20 protein-coding genes are annotated in these 18236 nt (G+C 27.3%); 3 read left to right on the top strand and 17 right to left on the bottom strand.

Annotated elements, in window-relative coordinates:
- The 3 genes from ACRDDE_RS06295 to ACRDDE_RS06285 all read right to left on the bottom strand — a co-directional run bounded on the left by ACRDDE_RS06295 (nt 1) and on the right by ACRDDE_RS06285 (nt 3034).
- Nucleotides 1-891, bottom strand: coding sequence for a glycoside hydrolase family 73 protein (locus tag ACRDDE_RS06295; protein ID WP_438626329.1), 891 nt, complete (start codon nt 889-891; stop codon nt 1-3).
- Nucleotides 892-1020: 129 nt separating this feature from the next.
- Nucleotides 1021-2394, bottom strand: a complete 1374-nt coding sequence (locus tag ACRDDE_RS06290; RefSeq protein ID WP_438626327.1) for a sensor histidine kinase — start codon at nt 2392-2394, stop codon at nt 1021-1023.
- Nucleotides 2387-3034, bottom strand: a complete 648-nt coding sequence (locus ACRDDE_RS06285; RefSeq protein WP_438626325.1) for a response regulator transcription factor — start codon at nt 3032-3034, stop codon at nt 2387-2389. Before ACRDDE_RS06285 ends, ACRDDE_RS06290 begins: the two co-directional genes overlap by 8 nt.
- Before the next feature lie 183 nt (nt 3035-3217).
- Between ACRDDE_RS06285 and ACRDDE_RS06280 the strand changes: the two genes are divergently transcribed.
- Nucleotides 3218-3754 carry a GNAT family N-acetyltransferase gene (locus tag ACRDDE_RS06280; protein WP_438626323.1) on the top strand — a complete coding sequence of 179 codons (537 nt, stop codon included), beginning with the start codon at nt 3218-3220 and terminating at the stop codon, nt 3752-3754.
- Between the two features lie 106 nt (nt 3755-3860).
- Here ACRDDE_RS06280 and ACRDDE_RS06275 read toward each other — a convergent pair whose 3' ends face one another.
- The gene (locus ACRDDE_RS06275) at nt 3861-4334 is read right to left on the bottom strand and encodes a hypothetical protein (RefSeq protein ID WP_438626322.1); all 474 of its coding nucleotides are present in this window, start codon (nt 4332-4334) and stop codon (nt 3861-3863) included.
- A gap of 81 nt (nt 4335-4415) precedes the next feature.
- Nucleotides 4416-4721: a PadR family transcriptional regulator gene (locus ACRDDE_RS06270; RefSeq protein WP_438626321.1), complete on the bottom strand. Its 306-nt coding sequence runs from the start codon at nt 4719-4721 to the stop codon at nt 4416-4418.
- Nucleotides 4722-4845: 124 nt separating this feature from the next.
- On the opposite strand from ACRDDE_RS06270, the gene ACRDDE_RS06265 reads away from it, so the two are divergent.
- Both ACRDDE_RS06265 and ACRDDE_RS06260 read left to right on the top strand, forming a co-directional pair.
- On the top strand, nt 4846-5502 hold the full coding sequence (locus ACRDDE_RS06265) for an ABC transporter ATP-binding protein (protein ID WP_438626320.1): 657 nt from the start codon (nt 4846-4848) through the stop codon (nt 5500-5502).
- Nucleotides 5502-6248: an ABC transporter permease gene (locus tag ACRDDE_RS06260; protein WP_438626318.1), complete on the top strand. Its 747-nt coding sequence runs from the start codon at nt 5502-5504 to the stop codon at nt 6246-6248. Before ACRDDE_RS06265 ends, ACRDDE_RS06260 begins: the two co-directional genes overlap by 1 nt.
- Before the next feature lie 61 nt (nt 6249-6309).
- On the opposite strand, the gene ACRDDE_RS06255 is transcribed toward ACRDDE_RS06260, so the two are convergent.
- From ACRDDE_RS06255 to ACRDDE_RS06200, 12 genes are all read right to left on the bottom strand, one after another.
- Nucleotides 6310-7674, bottom strand: coding sequence for a PTS ascorbate transporter subunit IIC (locus tag ACRDDE_RS06255; RefSeq protein ID WP_438626316.1), 1365 nt, complete (start codon nt 7672-7674; stop codon nt 6310-6312).
- A 27-nt stretch (nt 7675-7701) separates the two neighbouring features.
- Nucleotides 7702-7974: a PTS sugar transporter subunit IIB gene (locus ACRDDE_RS06250; RefSeq protein ID WP_021430754.1), complete on the bottom strand. Its 273-nt coding sequence runs from the start codon at nt 7972-7974 to the stop codon at nt 7702-7704.
- A gap of 1 nt (nt 7975) precedes the next feature.
- Complete coding sequence (locus tag ACRDDE_RS06245) at nt 7976-8377, bottom strand: PTS sugar transporter subunit IIA (protein WP_021430753.1); 402 nt, start codon at nt 8375-8377, stop codon at nt 7976-7978.
- A 17-nt stretch (nt 8378-8394) separates the two neighbouring features.
- Nucleotides 8395-10410, bottom strand: coding sequence for a BglG family transcription antiterminator (locus ACRDDE_RS06240; protein ID WP_438626314.1), 2016 nt, complete (start codon nt 10408-10410; stop codon nt 8395-8397).
- Nucleotides 10411-10582: 172 nt separating this feature from the next.
- Entirely contained in the window at nt 10583-11182 is a 600-nt protein-coding gene (locus ACRDDE_RS06235) for an SdpI family protein (RefSeq protein ID WP_438626313.1), read from the bottom strand.
- Between the two features lie 18 nt (nt 11183-11200).
- On the bottom strand, nt 11201-11458 hold the full coding sequence (locus tag ACRDDE_RS06230; RefSeq protein WP_021430750.1) for an autorepressor SdpR family transcription factor: 258 nt from the start codon (nt 11456-11458) through the stop codon (nt 11201-11203).
- A gap of 220 nt (nt 11459-11678) precedes the next feature.
- Nucleotides 11679-13070, bottom strand: a complete 1392-nt coding sequence (locus ACRDDE_RS06225) for a metallophosphoesterase (protein WP_438626311.1) — start codon at nt 13068-13070, stop codon at nt 11679-11681.
- Between the two features lie 31 nt (nt 13071-13101).
- Nucleotides 13102-14520, bottom strand: coding sequence for a metallophosphoesterase (locus tag ACRDDE_RS06220; protein ID WP_438626309.1), 1419 nt, complete (start codon nt 14518-14520; stop codon nt 13102-13104).
- Nucleotides 14521-14933: 413 nt separating this feature from the next.
- Nucleotides 14934-15416, bottom strand: a complete 483-nt coding sequence (locus ACRDDE_RS06215; RefSeq protein WP_438626307.1) for a permease prefix domain 1-containing protein — start codon at nt 15414-15416, stop codon at nt 14934-14936.
- A 3-nt stretch (nt 15417-15419) separates the two neighbouring features.
- Complete coding sequence (locus ACRDDE_RS06210) at nt 15420-15749, bottom strand: PadR family transcriptional regulator (RefSeq protein ID WP_021430747.1); 330 nt, start codon at nt 15747-15749, stop codon at nt 15420-15422.
- 261 nt (nt 15750-16010) lie between these two features.
- A complete protein-coding gene (locus ACRDDE_RS06205; protein ID WP_438626305.1) occupies nt 16011-17756 on the bottom strand; it encodes a methyl-accepting chemotaxis protein in 1746 nt (581 codons plus the stop codon).
- 262 nt (nt 17757-18018) lie between these two features.
- A partial coding sequence (locus ACRDDE_RS06200; RefSeq protein WP_438626303.1) for a methionine adenosyltransferase domain-containing protein occupies nt 18019-18236 on the bottom strand: 218 nt, incomplete at its 5' end.

Here is an 18236-nt window from a genome sequence, read left to right as displayed (position 1 = left end):
TTATTTACTCTGAACTTCACTATCTATAAGCTGTAAATTATATTGCTTTATTATTTCAATTAATCTGTTTGCATAAACCTTTTGGCCTTTTTCATTTGTATCTGTGCTATAACCTGCATTTTGCAAAGCTTTTGCCTGATATATATATGTCTTAGCACTAAATACCCCGTTGTTTTGGTATCTCTTATTTTCATATAAAAACTTTGCATGGTCATCAATTGATTGTCCTGCATCTTTATATTTTCTAAACTTTCCATTTACAGTATTGCTTTTAAATTCTCTAGTTTCTAAGGTTACATACTCTCCTTTCCAATTTGCATCTGCTTTTATTCCAAATAAGTTATTATAATCCTTAGCTAATCTTGATTGGCCCCATCCGGATTCTAATATTGCTTGAGCTATAGTTATGGATGGTAAAACTTTATATTTTTCATAATTTTGTATTGCATCATCTTTTATTGAATTTATAAATTTTGTGTAATCACTATTTTTACTTAATCTTTGTGGCATTACCCCAAAATCACTAAGTTGATTTATATACCTATGCGTAAGATTTTTTTCAAATTTATTAAATTTAAGTTTACTTATAACTTCATCAACACTATTTAAAGTTTTTGCTTCATTATTTTCATTTAAAAATAATTTAGATACTTTTTTCATTTCTTCTTCTTTAACATTATTTAAATCATTCTTTTCCATAACTCCAATTATAGCTGCAACATACTTCCAATTGATCTGAGCTTTATTATCACTAACTTCATCTACTTCATTTATAAATTTAGAAACATCTATATCTTCTTTATTTATATCTTTTAAAGAATAAAAACTTATCATTATATAAATTAATCCTATTAAAACAACTATCATGGCCAAAAAACCTTTGTTTTTCATAATGTCACACTCCTTGTTTATTTGTTATGTGGTTATTATAAAAAAAGTTTGTTTCATGAATGTTACAAAATAAAAATTTGCCTAAACATAAAAAAAGAAGGCTATATAAGTTTTAGCCTTCTTTCTTATTTAGAACTCTATAAAAAATTCTATATATTCATTTTTTAATTTTGTTCCATATGTTAAGTTTTGTGCATCTAATATTTCCTTTACTAAACTAAGCCCTAATCCCGTTCCAGATAATTGTCTATTTCTTGATTTTTCTAATACGTAAAATGGCTTCCATATATTATCTAGTTCAGATTCTATTACTCCGCTAGCTCTATTGGATACAGACACATATACTTTTTCATTTTTATTTAAAGATATACATATTTTGTTATCAATAGTATATTTTATGGAATTACTTATTAAATTTCTTAATACAATTTTTATTCCTTCTATATCTCCATCAATCATGAATTCATTTTCATCTATATTTAAATTAACCTCTACGTCATTTTCATTTATAATCAATTTATATTCATCTATAATTAACAATAATATTTCTTTCAAATCAAATGAATTTATTTTAACTTCTCTTTTTTCATATTTTGAAAGATAAATTAAGTTGTTTATTATATCATTCATCTTTTCACTTTCTTCTATTATTGTGTCTAAATAAGTTCCATCATCTATTCCATCTTGAATTCCCATAGCATAAGCTTTTATAAGTGCTATAGGTGTTTTTAGCTCATGAGATGCTCCTCCTATAAATATTTTTAAATTTTCATTTCTTTTATTTAATTCATTTTGTGCTTTTTGTAAACTTATACTCATTTGATTAACACTATCTGCTAATTCTTCTATTTCATCATTAGTTTTTATTTTTTCTGTCCTAAAATTTAACTTTGCTATATCTTTAGATAATAGTTTTATTTTTTCGAGTGGATCAATTATCTTTTTAGATAAAATAAACGTCAATAATATTATTATTAACACTGAAAAACTATTAAGTATTAAATTAAATTTATTTATTATAGAAATAGTTTCTTGAGAATGTTCTATAGGCATTGATATTGCAAATATATAATTATCTTTCAATATAAACTTGACTAATAAGCTGTACTTTAGATTTCCCTGATTATATATTTTATTAACACTTTTTTCCTTCATGTCCTCAACTAAATAATGAGAAATCCAAAATTTCTTAAGTTTTATATCTTTCTTTTCAAACTCTTTTATCAATCCTTCAGTTATAGCATCTTCATTTATACCATTTGCCATATCTAAATGAGTATAAATCATATTTATTCCATATTTATCCTCTATATTATCTATGCCTTTAATAATAGTATCTGAGTCTAATTTTTCAATTTCATCTCCAACAGTATTTATAATTTTCTTTTTTTCATGTAAATAATACTTATGTATAAAAATATTATTTATAGTTAGTGATAATATAGATACAATTACTACAACTAAAGATATGCTAATAGCTAGCTTTTTATTAAGTTTAGTCATTCTTTTCCTCCAAACTATAACCTAATCCTCTATGTGTAACTATAAAATTTTCACCTATTTTTGTTCTTAACCTTCTTATATGTGTGTCTACTGTTCTAAAATCACCAAAATAATCCATCCCCCAAACTAAATCAAGTAATTTTTCTCTTGAAAGTATTACACCTTTATTATTGATAAAGCATTTTAATAACTCAAATTCTGTTTTAGTAAGGCCTATATCTTCGTTATCCTTAAATGCTTTTGTAAATTTAAAATCTATTTTTAAATTTTTAATTGTAACTATATCACTGTATCCCATAAGCTTTTTAGCCCTTATTATTAAAATTCTAGGATCAAATGGCTTTCTGACATAGTCATCAGCTCCAAAATTGAGAGCATCTACCTCATCATCACTCTGACTCTTTGCTGTTAACATCATTACCTTTATATTACTACTCTCTTTTATTTCCTTGCAAACTTCTATCCCATCTATTTTAGGCATCATCCAATCTAGTATAGCTAAATCAATTTTATTTTTATAGAATACATCTAATGCTTCTTCTCCATTGCTAGCAGTAAAAACATTAAATCCTTCTTTTCTTAAATAAGCTTCTATGATTTTTAGCATACTTAATTCATCATCAGCAACTAATATATTCATCTTTTCACATCCATTCGTATTTAAAGTTTATAAATATATTATATATTATCATCCATTTTTTACACTAATGTTACAAAACTATTATATGCTTTTTAATTTTTTTTAAAGGATTCATAAGTTTTACAAAGAATCATATCTATTTAAATAAGATTTATTAATCTTGAAATTAAAAGGAGATTTTATATGAAAGAAATTAAGTTGAAAAATGGTAAAACTGCAATTTTAAGATCACCTAACAAAGAAGATGCCCAAGCAATGATAGACTACCTAAATATAATAGGCGGTGAAAGTGATTTTATAACCTTTGGAAAAAATGAATTTTCAATGAGTGTAGAAGCAGAGCAAGATTATATCGAAAGAGTAAATAGTATGAATAATTCTAAGAATGTACTGATTATTATAGAGAATGAAATTGTTGGAATAGCTTCTATTACTTCAGTTCAAAAAGAAAGAATGAAGCACAACGGAACATTAGGAATAAGCCTTCGAAAAAAATATTGGGGTATAGGTCTTGGAAGCGAGATTATGGCTTATCTTATCGACTGGGCTAAATCTAATAAAATAACAAAGAAAATTAACCTTCTAGTAAGAGAAGATAATATTAGAGGCGTAAAACTTTATGAAAAGTTTGGATTTGAAAAAGAAGGACTATTGAAGAAAGATATATGTGTAAATGGTATTTATTACAATACTATAGCTATGGGGTTGTACATAGACTAGAGTGTGGACTTAAAAGAGAGTTGTAGTTATTTCATTCATACAAAGACTTTAAGTTCAGTCTTTAAGTATTTCTTCAATAACTACAACTCTCTTTTTATTTTCAACACTATTTAAAATATTTTCCATACGGCTTAAATTCTTTTAATTCCTCAATAATTTCATCTAATTTATTAAATTCTTTTTTTACATCATTTCCAATTAAACTAGTTAAATAATCAAATAAAACTTGACCATTTCCTTCCATTATAAATCCTGATAAATTAACTTTATCTTTACTCTCAAGAACTATGATAATTAACTGACCAGTACTTATTTTATCTAAATATGAAGAATCATCATTATCTATATTATTTAGATGTTCTATAGTCAATTCTATTTGTGTTTTTTCTTCTTCACTTAATAGTTTTTCAATAACACCCAAATTATCTATTTTATAAATTTTTGAAACGTCTTCAAAACTGTTTTCTTCATTGTTTTCATCCATATTTAAAAAATCCTCTAGCGTAATTTCTACTGCTCTATAATTTTCAATTAAGTTTTTTGATATATTATCTATGCTATATTTATTTTCATTATTCATTCCCCAACATCCCCCTTAACTTAATATATATTTTAAATACTATATAATCTAATCTCTATTTACAATAAAATTTATATCTAATTACTCAAGTTCTTTAAAAAGTTCTTTAGCTTTTATCTTAGATTCTTTTAGTACAAGCTCTCCATCAGGTGTAATTTTATAATATTTTCTTACTTTGCCACCTACTACTATCTCTTCTTTATTTATCAAATCTGATTGTTCCATTGCCTTAAGTATAGGGTATAGAGTTCCCGGACTTATATCATATCCATGTGATTTTAGTTCTTCTATCATCCACGATCCATAAAAAGGTTCCTTTTTTGCATGATGAAGCATGTGAATATGTATAAATCCTAAAAATATTTTTCTCAGTATTTGTTCTTGCATTATTTCCTCCATATGTTATATAATCATACCTGGTCAATATCGTATTTCGATATCGATTTTAGACATTATAATATATATTATCATTTTAATTATATAAAATGCAACTAATTAAGGAGGTGTTGAGTTGAGTATACTCAGACTAAAAGACATAAGATATATTTCAGATAACACACAGATACTAGATTGTGTAAATTTAAATATAGAAAAAGGCGATTGTGTATCTATAATAGGCTCTTCAGGAAGTGGTAAAAGTACACTTCTTAAAATCTGTTCAGACTTAATAAGCCCTACAAATGGCGAAATATTTTTTGAAGAAAAAAATTATATAGATTATGATCCAATAGAACTTAGAAAAAAAATTAGCTACTGTGTTCAAATTCCTTATCTATTTGGTAAATCAGTATTTGATAATCTTTCATATCCATTTATTATAAGAAAAAAAGAAATTGATAAAAAAAGAATTCTTCAATTTATGAAGAAATTAAATTTAGATTCAGAGTATCTATATAAAGATATAAATGCTTTGTCTGGTGGAGAAAAACAAAGAGTTGCACTTATAAGAAACCTAATGTTTACTCCGGATATATTATTGTTAGATGAAGTTACATCTGCATTAGATAAAGAGAACGCTAAAATAGTTGAGTCTTTAATAAAGGAAATGAACGATAATGGAATTACTGTTATTTGGGTTACTCACAGTTTAGAGCAAAGTGAGTCTATATTTAATAAAAGAATTCAAATGGATCAAGGCCAAATTTGTGCTGAGGAGGACTTAAAATAATGAATACAATATCACTTATTATAGCATCTGCACTTATTGCAATTCCTATATTTATTTCATATAAAGAAGATTTAAAACTTGAAAAAGAAATTATTATAAGTATGGTAAGAGCTATAATTCAACTTATATTAGTAGGTTACATATTAGAATATGTTTTTAATTTAAAAAATTCTGCATTTACAATTATTATATTACTTATAATGACGTTTATAGCTGCTTTAAATACTAAAAAAAGAGGTAAAAAAATAAAGAATGTAGTCTTTGTATCGTTCATATCTTTAATTGTTGGAAGCTCTATAACATTAACAATACTAGTTTTATCAGGAGCCATTAAGTTCGTGCCAAATCAAATAATTCCAGTTGCAGGAATGGTTATTAGTAACTCTATGGTTGCTATAGGGCTTAGTTATAGAAATCTTAGCAATAGTTTTAAAACTAGGCTTAATGAGGTAGAAGTAAAACTTTCCCTAGGAAGTGATATCTATTCAGCTTCCAAAGAAATAATAAGAGATAGTGTTAAAACTTCAATGCTTCCATCTATAGATTCTGCTAAAACATTAGGAATCGTTTCGCTTCCTGGAATGATGACCGGGCTAATTTTAGGTGGTGCATCTCCACTTATAGCTATAAAGTTTCAAATAATGGTTACATTTATGATTTTAGCTTCAACATCAATTTCTAGTATAATGGCTACATATATTGCATATAAAAGCTTTTTTAATGAAAGAAAACAAGTACAAATTTAAATATAATTTTCATTTTTAAAAAAGCCTACTAAAAGAAACTTTCTTTTAGTAGGCTTTTTAATTAATTTTCTATTTTTGATGATTTATTTTTATTAGAACTAACTGTTAAAATAATTAGTATTGCAAGTATTCCTAAAAGAACTGCTGTAAGTCCATATCCTCCAACTAAAGCTTGTACCTTACCTAAGAATATTCCAGCTACTCCAAAATCTCCATCTGAGAAAGTAGAGTTTGCAACACCTAAACTACCAAGTACAGGAAGTAATGCTACTGGTAATAGTGATATTATTACTCCATTTACAAAAGCTCCAATTACAGCTCCTTTTCTACCACCTGTGGAGTTTCCAAATACTCCTGCGGTAGCTCCTGTGAAGAAGTGAGGCACAACCCCCGGTATTATTATTACAAGTCCTGTTGCTGCAAGAGCTAACATCGAAACTATACCTCCGATGAATGAACTTAAAAATCCTATTAATACTGCATTTGGTGCATAAGGGAAAACTATAGGGCAATCAAGTGCTGGCTTTGAATTAGGCACTAACTTGCTAGCTATTCCTTTAAATGCAGGAACTATTTCATTTAAAACTAATCTAACTCCATTTTGGATTAATATAAATCCTGCTGCGAAAGTTAATGCTTGTATCATTGAAAATACTATAAAGTTTTTACCACCTGATAACTCTGATTCAATAAACTTAGGTCCTGCAACAAGTGCAACTACTATATATAAAATTAACATAGTTATTGATATAGAAACTGCTGAATCTCTTAAGAAACTTAAAGACTTAGGAACTTTCATTTCCTCTGTTGATTTTGAATTTTTTCCAACAGCCTTTCCTATTGATGCAGATATCGCATATCCAACTGATGAAAAGTGACCAAGTGCTACTGAGTCATTCTTAGTTATCTTTTTCATGAAAGGTTGACATATAGCAGGAGAAATTACCATTAAAAGTCCTAGTGCAAGTGAACCCGTAAATATTAAGTGAGCTCCACTCATTCCACCTGATATTAATATAACAGCTATCATACAAGCCATAAATAATGTATGATGTCCTGTTAAAAATATATATTTAAATTTCGTAAATCTAGCTATAAGAATATTTACTATCATACCAAATGTCATTATAAGCGCTGTAGCTGTACCGAATTGATCCATAGCAAGTGCAACTACTGCCTCATTGTTAGGTATAACTCCACTTACATTAAATCCATACTCAAACATTTTACCAAACGGTTCTAGTGAACCTGCTATTATACCTGCTGAAGCTGCTATTACAACAAATCCAACCATAGCCTTTAAAGTTCCTTTTATTATATCTTCAATAGGCTTCTTTTGTAATAAAAGTCCTACTAAAACTATAAATCCTACAAGCACTGATGGCTCAGATAAAAAGTCGATAGTTACTTTTAAAAAACCACTCATCTATGATGCCCCCTCTTTATTTAGGTTTTAGCAACCTAATTTTTCTTGTAATTTAGCTTTTAATTCATCTTTGTCAAATAACGCATCTAAAACTATTAAGTTTGGTAAGTGAGATGCACTATCTTCTAAGTCTCTTGCTGTTATAAATATATCTGCTTGATCAGCTGTTGCATCTGCTAAAGAACTGTGAGAAACTTCATATCCACTTAATCCTAATTCACTTAATACTTCATTAACATTCATCTCTACCATAAAACTTGATCCTAATCCTGATCCACAAACTGCCATTATTCTATTCATATTACATTACCTCCATTATCTCTTTTTCATTATTTAAATTTAATATTGTATTTAATTTATTTTGATCCATACATACTTTAGCAACCTTTTGCATAATTTCTAGATGTGAGCTACTATCAACTGCACTTAAAGTGAAAAATAAACTAACTTCTTTGCCTAAGAAATCTACTGGCTTATTTAACTTCAACAAACATAAATCTGTTTTTAATGCTCCATCTTCTGGTCTTGCATGCGGCATTGCAATTTTAGGTGCTATGCAAAAGTATGATCCAAATTCATCAATTTTATTTAGTATTGCTTCATAATAAGAATCATTTATCGAATCCCTTTTTTGTAAAATATCACAAGTAATTTTGATAGCTTCTTTATAGTCATTTACATTGTCTAAAACTTTAACTATCATCTCTTACCCCCCCTTGCTTATCTTGAGTATTTATTTATAACTTCTAAAACTTCATCTTTATCTTTACTATTTAAAATTTTATCTATATTTTCTTTTTTACTAAGCATTTTAGTCAGACAAGCAAGTGCTTTTATATGTGTTTGATTATCTTTTGGAGCTAAGCTTATAAGAATCTTAACTTTATGTTGCTCTTTCCCAGAAAAATAAATTTCTTCTTTAAATGTTGTAAGGGTCATGCTAACTTTATTTACTCCATCTTCTGGTCTTGCATGTGGCATCGCAACCTTTGGAGCTATAACTATATATGGGCCTAATTTTCTTACATTTTCTATCATAGCCTCTATATAAGAATCTTTAACATATCCTAAATTCTTTAGTGGTCTCGCACTAACTCTTATTGCGTCTTCCCAATTTGCTGCTTCTTGATTTAGATAAATAGTATCCTCATTTAGAAGTTCTCTTAATGTTGCTTTATAACTTTTTCCTTTTTCTCTAGAAGAAATTACAATATTTTTAATCTCTTCTCTTAGCTTTTCCTTATTTGAAATAGTTGCGTATTTTTCTACTCCATTGATAATTTTATTTATAAATTCTTGTTCAAAATTAAATACAGATTGCGTATTTGATATTTGAGATAGTAAATTTTGCTTATCTAAATCTGTAAGTATAGGATTTACCTTTATAGCTTGTTTTTGGTTTAAGTCTACAGTAGTTATAGCAAAATCATAGTACTTTTCATAATTTTCAAAATTTTTCAAAGGCAATATATCTTGAATTTCTATCAAATCAAATAACTGCTCTATCTGATTTTTAAGAAGCTGTGAAGTTGCCATACCTGAATTACATACTATAACAATTTTAGGAATTTTAATTTCAACTCCCATTTTGGAACTATATCCTCCAAAGTACATAGCTATATATGCTATCTCATCATCATTTAAATATATATCCAAGTTGTTCTCAATAGTTTTTACAACTTGTTTTGTAAACTGATAAATTGATTTATACTTTTGCTTTACTTCGCTTTTTATTAAGTTTAAGTAGTAAATTCCATACCTTATTTTAAATATAGAAGGTATAAGATGATTTAGTATATTTTTAGATAACACATCATAATCTTCTATTGATATACAAGAAATCTTTTCAAACTCTTTTACCATCATATTAACAGGAAGAATATATTTACTATTAAGTTCATTTTGATAAAAATATGTTCTTATATCTTCATCTTTTGTAAAAAACGTTTGTATATAATACACTTCGTCTTCATCAATGTCATTATTTAAGACGTTTCTAATTATATTTAATAATCTTTTAACCTCTTGATGAGAGTCTAAACTATCTAGGAAATTCTTATCTTCATTTTTAAAAGTTATAATATCTTTATTTTTTACATAATAGTTTTTATAAAAAATTGCTAAATACATAAGTATATAATTTGCGTTGGTATTTTTTAAAATATTTAGATTTTCTTCTTTCATTAAAGTCTTTATATCTTCAAATACTTGCATATACCCGTATTCATCGAAAAAATAATTGTATTCATTGTATAAATTTATAAATAGATATCTTTTAGAATTATTGCTTCCAACTAACTTATATCCATTTTTAGCTTCTAATTCTAATTTATATTTACTTATATATTCTCTAATATTTTTGATATCGTTTAAAACAGTATTTCTACTTACTAAAAGCTTGTTACAATATCTTTCTATCGTTAATTTTTCTAAAGATAAAAATAAATCGATTATTATACTTATGCATCTTTCTTCTGAAGATAATATATAGTCATCTTTAGAGTACTTAAGCACCTTTCTTATCTTATCTTTATCTTCTGAGCTTATATGATAACCTAAGTTTCTTACATTCGATATTTCTAAATTATATTTTTTTATATAATCATTAATTTTTGAAATATCGTAATAAACTGTTCTTCTAGAAATATTTAATAACTTAACTATTTTTTCAATTTTTACATATTCATGATTCATAAGTATATCTAATATATCTTCTAGTCTTTTATTAAGTTTCATATGTTCTTCCTTTCTTAAGTTCATTATATAACTTTTTATTTTTGCACAAAAGACAAAATATACGCACATTTTTTATGCAAAATTTTGTACTCATCTTAATATATTAACCTAAATTAATAGTTTATTTAAATGAAAAGTATAAAAAATACCTATCAAATTTGATAGGTATTTTTTATACTTTTAATCTCCTCATTTTTTTATAATAGAATATAAATGAATACGCCCCTGGAATTATGATCCACAATAATATGCATATAGTTGAAGATGTTTCTATTTTAAAGAAAAATGCTGATATAAACATAATAATTGCTACTGGAAAAGAAATATATCCTAAAATTTTATGAGCTAATTTCCAAGTATCTTCATCTCTTATAGTCCAAGGAAGTCTTAAGCCTACATATCTATTGAATGGTATTTTAGGTGCAGAATTTCCAAATACTATAATTAGAATAGATACCAAAGTAACTATAACTATATCATTATTTTCTAAATTTAATAAATTCTTAGTTGATGGCATAATAGTCAATAAGTAAAATCCTACAAAAACTAACATGCTAAGTCTATTCAAAAATCTCATAGTCTTAATTTTAGGATTTCCTTCTGATAAATTTGATACCTTTGATGCTTTGATATCTAAAATTATCATTGAAATAATAGCGAGTGCTACAACAACAGTAAAACTTAAGTTATTTTCTGGTGCTATTGTTCCCCAAATTATAATTAATAACGATGCTATAGAAAGCACTATCCCTGTAATATCAATCTTTTTCATATATACATTCCCCCTTTATTATTTTTGAAATATATCTAAAAAATTCCCTAAAACTTCTTGAATTACAGAAGTGTTTATAGAATAAATTACAAACTGCCCCTTCTTTTCAGAACTTATAAGTTCTGCATCTCTTAAAATATCCAAATGTTTAGATATAGATGGTTTTGACATATCAAAGTGATTAGATATCTCGCCTGCACTTAAATCCTGTTTATTCAAAAGTTTTAAAATTTCTCTTCTAGTTTCATCACTTAAAGCTTTAAACACTTTTCCCATAAATAAATTCCTTCCTTTATATATTTAGCTAATTAGTTAAATATCTATATATTCATTATATTCTAGTTATTTTAAAATTGCAATATATGCTAAATATTATATTCACATTATGTTTATATAACTAAGCTTCATATTCTATCAACTGTCTTTTATTAAGGTTAATTTCCTTAAACGTAGAAAAAGATATCACACTAAGTAATATGTGATATCTTTTTTATAACTATCCTACTTGTCCTACATAATTTAAGTTAACTATAGGAAGCCCATTTAATGGTTCTTTTTCACTTATATCAATTAAAAACTTATCATTTTTTCCAGGGATAATTTCTAAAGTATTTTCTTTAAAATCATCATCATTAAAGTTCATACCAAATCCAGTCATATCTTTTTTACCATATAAGAAGCATACTACTTTGTTGTCTTTGATAAATGCAACTTGATTAAACTCTCCAACTTCTGATTCTCCAATATTTAAAAACTTATACCCAATAGTTTTATAGATTTCCTCCCTTGGAGTACCTATCTTAAATGCATATGCCTTATCCCACTCAAAAGGTGCTAATTTTCCTAAATTAACTTCTTTAGTACTTTCATTTAGATCTCCAGTTTTACTAAATAAATTACTTATATTGTTAAATATATCTTCTAATTCTTTTTTACTTTTTTCAAGCTGAATTATTTCGCTAGATTTATCAACTATATCCCATCCATCTTTAGTTTTTTCTATATTGAAATTTATCTTAGATATACATTCCCCATGTTTCCCAGGTTCTGTTACTATAACATTCTCACCAGATTTATTTTTATAATCATGCTGTTTAATTTGAACGTGGTTATGTCCTGCTACAATTGCATCTATACCCTCAACTTGAGTAGCTAACTCTTGTATTCTATTTCCTGGGTGTCTTGGTTTTTTAGGCTTTTCTCCAGTGTGAGCAACAGCTACTATAACATCAGCCTTATCTTTTTCTTTCATAACTTTAACCCATTTTTTAGCATCTTCCACCAAGTCTGTCATATACAGTTCTTGATTGTAATTTGGTAAATCTTTCAATTCTACATCTCCTTCTCCAACTTCTTTTATTGTAAGTCCTAAAATTCCTAATTTTACAGTGCCTTGTGGAGTATTTATTTCTTTTATAACATATGGTTTTGTATAATTATCCCCGTTCTTTTTGTATGCATTTGCTGACAATACATCTATTTTTTGTTTTTCAAAATCAGATATTAAATTGTCTAGATAAAACTTATTATTAGATACAAATTCATGATTTCCAAGAACTACGGCATCATACCCTATATCTTTCATTTCCTTTGCTATAGGTGCTTCTATGTACTTTTCAGTATTTCTATTCTCTCTACGTTTATCAAAATATCTATTCATATCGTCAGATGCCCCAAATCCTAAGTCAAAGAAATCTCCTGCATCAACCAAAGTAATATTCTTATCCTTATTTTTTTCATTTGCAACATAATCACTTAACTCATATGGTAAGGTTCCATGCAAATCTGTAGTAGCTAATACACTTATATTTGTCGTTTTCGTAGATGTACATCCCCCTATAAAAATTGTAAATATTCCTATAGTTATATATAATAATTTTTTATTCATAAAATCTCAAAACCCTTTCTTTATCTTAACTCTACTTAGATGTATAAACAAACTTAATCGTAGGACTATTGGTATATGTATTTTCTTCTCCTTCTTCCATTCTAAAGCAGTCATTTTTATCAGATCTAATAGTTAAAACTCCATCATTAAAATCTGATTTTTTAAAATCAAAGCTATATGGTGCACACCTTTCCTCGCCACTCATGTATAAGACAACTTCATTTCCGTTCATAAATACTAGCTGGGGTTCATTACTTTCAGCAATATTTAAAAACTTATATCCCACTGTATTGTAAATTTTTTCTCTTTGTGTTTTTGGACTAAACACATATAGTTTATTCCACTTAAACTTCATAGTTTTACCAAAGCTTATTTCTTCACCTAATTTATCTTTTTTCTCAAATACTGAAGCCCCAAATATACCTATGTTATTACACATCTCATTTAGAGCTGTTTTACTTTTTTCAAATTGAACTATATCACTTGATTTATCAATAACTTCCCATTTATCCCCATCTTTTTCTAGCTTTAAATTTATTTTAGAAATACATTCTCCATGTTTCCCAGGCTCTGTTACTATAACATTCTCTCCTGATTTATTTTTATAATCATTTTGTTTAATTTGAACATGGTTATGACCTGCTACAATTGCATCTATCCCATCAACTTGTGTAGCTAAATCTTGTATTCTATTTCCTGGGTGTCTTGGTTTTTTAGGCTTTTCTCCAGTATGAGCAACAGCTACTACAATATCAGCTTTGTCCTTTTCTTTCATGACTTTGACCCATTTTTTAGCATCTTCTACTAAATCTGTCATATATAATTCTCCCTTAAATCCATCTTGATCTTTAAGCTCCAAAGATTTATTTTCTACTAACTTTTCTCCATCCCAATATTTACTTTCTCCAACTTCTTTTATAGTAAGTCCCAATATTCCTAATTTTACAGTTCCCTCTGGAGTTTCTACTTCTTTTATTACATAAGGTTTTGTATAACTTTCTCCATTTGATTTATACGTGTTTGCTGATAAGACACTTACACCTTGTTTTTCAAAACTAGTTATCATATTATCTAGTTCTTTTTTACTTCCTAAAAACTCATGATTTCCAAGGGTTACAGTTTCATATCCGATATCCTTCATTTCTTTTGCTAAAGGCATATCCCTATATTGTAAGTTATTCGCTAATCTATCCTGACCTGTCTGTTCAAAGAATTTTTCCATATCCCCAGATACCCCAAATTCACTATCACAAAAATCACCAGCATCGACTAATGTTATATTTTTATCTTTCTTTTTTTCATTTGCTACATATTCACTTAATTCATTTGGAAGTACTCCATGTAAATCTGTAGTCGCTAATATATTTACATCTGTAGTTTTAGTAGATGTACACCCTGATATTAATAACATACTTGTTATTAATAATCCTCCAAATATTTTTTTATTCATAATGCACCCCTTATTTGTCATTTTTTACCAATATTATTAATTATTCACCATATTTTCTTAATTACCTTTTAACTTAATATTCTAACAATTCAACAAAAAAGGTGTCGCAACCATTCGACACCTACAATTAGTTTTATAGATTAAACTTCTCTATAGATTAATTTTTTCCTAAATGCAAACTTAAACCTTATAAGTAACGCTATATAAATAATAGCTGAAGCTATTCCTATACATAATGAACATCCAAAAATCATATTAGCTGTCAATACTGGAGTATAATCTATATAAACCTCAAATCCACCTCTTTCTCCTTTTGAGTTAAGAATTTTTCCATTCCCACCTAATGTAACAAGCTTATCCTTTTGATTTACTTTATCACTGTATCTATATACAACTTTTTCACCTGGATTTATCTATATATTTAAATTTCTTACAAGCTTAAATTCTTTAGTATTAAGTAATTCTTTTAATTCCTTTTCATAAGTTTTTGGGTTGTGTATGTCTTTTTCCGTTGTTATGATATCTACCTCAACGCCCATCATATCATGTATATAATTAATTTTTTCTCGAATATTTCCTATAAATACCATCATTGTTAAACATACAATTAAAGATAATACAGCTGTATTTTTGAATATATTTATCATTCTTTTATTTAATTTTTCATTATCCTTTTTACTTTCCTTAAGCGATTTATGTAAGTCTTTTAGCATTTCAGTTCCACCATCAAATTGATTTATAGCTTCTCTTTGTGCATCTTCTTCTGAATATCCATTATCAATAAATTCATTAGTTGATGTTATTAAATGCTCCCTTAATTCTTCTTTTAACTCTTTTACTTCCTTACTTTTATCATTTTTATATAATGACTTTAAATATTCATCAATAATTTTCATAACTTATTTTCTCCCCTTTAAAAATTGATTCATTATGTTTTGGACAAAGTCCCACTCTTGTATTTTTATATCTAAAGCGGTTCTTCCTTCATCAGTTATGTTATAATACTTTCTTCTACTGCCTGCCCCTTGTTCATTTCCCCAGTAAGATTTTATCAACCCTTTTGTTTCTAATCTTTTAAGAGAAACATACATTGTTCCATCTTTTAACTCAAATGTAGTTTTATCCCTAACAATTTTAGCTATTTCATATCCATAAGAATCTTTTTCATCTAAAATAGCTAAAATTAATGTGTCTATATGACCTTTTAAAACTTCTTTATTTAATTCCATAAAATCACCTCCGTTCATTAAGTACCTCACTATACGATGTAGTTACATAAATATAGTAAATCAAAATACCTCGTAATGCAAGTGTAATTTCAAAAACAAAAAAATAAAAGGTGTCGCATCCACGACACCTTCAATAAAATTTAGTTTAACTTTTTTCAAGCTAAGTTATGATATATAGGCTGACAAAACGTTAAAGCCACGCTTTTAGGCTTTAGTGCCGGAAGACTATATATCATAACTAGCATATAAAGCTAACTAAATTTAAACATTTTTAGCTCCAAAATAATCATCTAATTCTTCTTCAAAATTTATATTTTTACTTGAACTATTTACACTTTTTAACTTAAATCTTTCTATAAGTGATTTTAACATTTGTGCTTGTCCACTTAATTCTTCACTAGCAGCTGCACTTTCTTCTGAAGTTGCTGAATTTGTTTGAACTACTTCAGATATTTGGTCTACACCTAGTGTAACTTGGTTTATTGCATTAGCTTCATCTTCAGATGTTTTTGCTATATCATTAACTACTGCAGTTGTTCTATTTGTTGTGTTTATTATTCTCTTGAATGAATCAGCTGTATTTTCTACTATTTCATTACCTTTATCAACAGCTTCTATTGAATTCTCAATAAGTGTAGCTGTATTTTTAGCGGCCTCAGCTGATTTAGATGCTAGGTTTCTAACTTCATCTGCAACAACTGCAAATCCTTTACCAGCTTCTCCTGCACGAGCTGCTTCTACAGCTGCATTTAAAGCTAATATATTAGTTTGGAATGCTATGTCATCAATTGTTTTTATTATTCTAGCTATCTCATTAGAAGTAAATGATATTTCTTCCATGGCTTTTATCATATGAGTCATTTGGTCATTTCCTTCTTTAACTTGCTTACTTGAATTTAACATTAATGAATTTGCTTTTTTTGCATTATCAGCATTTTCTTTAATTTTATCTGATATTTCTGCTATAGTTGCAGATAATTCTTCCACTGCACTTGCTTGTTCTGTAGCACCTTGTGCTAAAAGTTGTGATCCACTTGATACTTGATTTGATGCTCCTTCAACTTCTTCTGATGCTAAGTTTATTTGTAACATTATTTCACTTAGATCTTTAGTTATTTTTAAAACAGAACTTTCTATTACTTTAAATACTCCTACGTACTCAGTACTAGTTTCAACATCAAAGTTTCCAGATGCAACTTCTTCTAATACGTGTGTAGTATCCATTATAATTTCTTTTGTTTTACTACTCATTTGACGCATACTATCTGATAATGACCCTAATTCATCTTTTGATTCATACTCAATATCTATATCAAAATCTCCATCTGCCATTTTATTTGCAGCAGATTCTAATTGTTTGATTGGAGTTTGTAATTTTTTTGTTATAAATATACATATACCAAGACCTGATAATATAACAACTGCACTTATTACTACAGAAGATTTAATAGCTTTTGATGATCTTTCTTCTATCTCTTTATTAAATTCTACACTACGAGCTTTTTCATCTTCATATATAGCTTTTGCCGTATTTATACATGTATCATAAGCATTATAATATACACTTCCAGATGTTACTGCAATGTGTTCTGCTTCTTTTGCTTTTCCTTGATGTATAAGTGAATATAGATTGCCATTTTCTCTTTTTAATGTTTCTAAAGATGTTCCAAGATTATCAACTAATTTTTTGTCACCTAAAGTTTTTTTTCTAAGTACATCCATGCTTTTATCAATATTTTCAAAATCTTTTTGTACCAAAGCTTCAAGTTCTTCAGACTTATTTCCTGCAATAGAGTTCATAGTAATTTGATCTATAGATGCTAAATCCCTTCTAATACTCATAGATTCATTGGTTACTTGAAAAGGACCATCAAATAATTGATTGCTTCTATCTGTAGATTTTTTTAAGTTGCTTATTAAAAATAAATTTGATAATGCAGTAAACACTAATAAAATAACAAATGCTACCCCTAACTTTTGTCCTATTTTTAAGTTTTTTAATTTCATATATTTTCCTCCCTGTCCTCTGTTGATTATGATAGCTTTTCTTAAAAAGAAGTATAATAACTTCTAAAATATAGCTAATTTGATACCATCTACTTATATACGGTTAAAAACTGGAAAACTTTAACAAAAATAAAGCATTGCACATAGTGCAATGCCTTATTTCTATTTATATCCTCTAACTGTCACTTGATTTAAGAAATAGCTAAGGGAATATATATAACATGACGAAATGTTATATATATTCCTAAGCTATACTATCTAACTATATATTTGCTTGCTCTCTTAAAGCTTCAGCTTTATTAGTTCTTTCCCATGGTAAATCTAAGTCAGTTCTACCAAAGTGTCCATAAGCTGCAACATTTTTGTACATAGGCTTTCTTAAGTCTAAATCTCTTATTATTGCTCCTGGTCTTAAATCAAAGTTCTTGTTAACTAAATCAACAAGTAATTCTTCACTTACTTTTCCAGTTCCAAATGTAT

This window comes from Paraclostridium sp., assembly GCF_051656405.1.
GTDB lineage: Bacteria > Bacillota > Clostridia > Peptostreptococcales > Peptostreptococcaceae > Paraclostridium.
The sequence above is the reverse complement of the archived record's forward strand: the minus strand, read 5'-3'. Positions and strand labels throughout refer to the sequence as shown.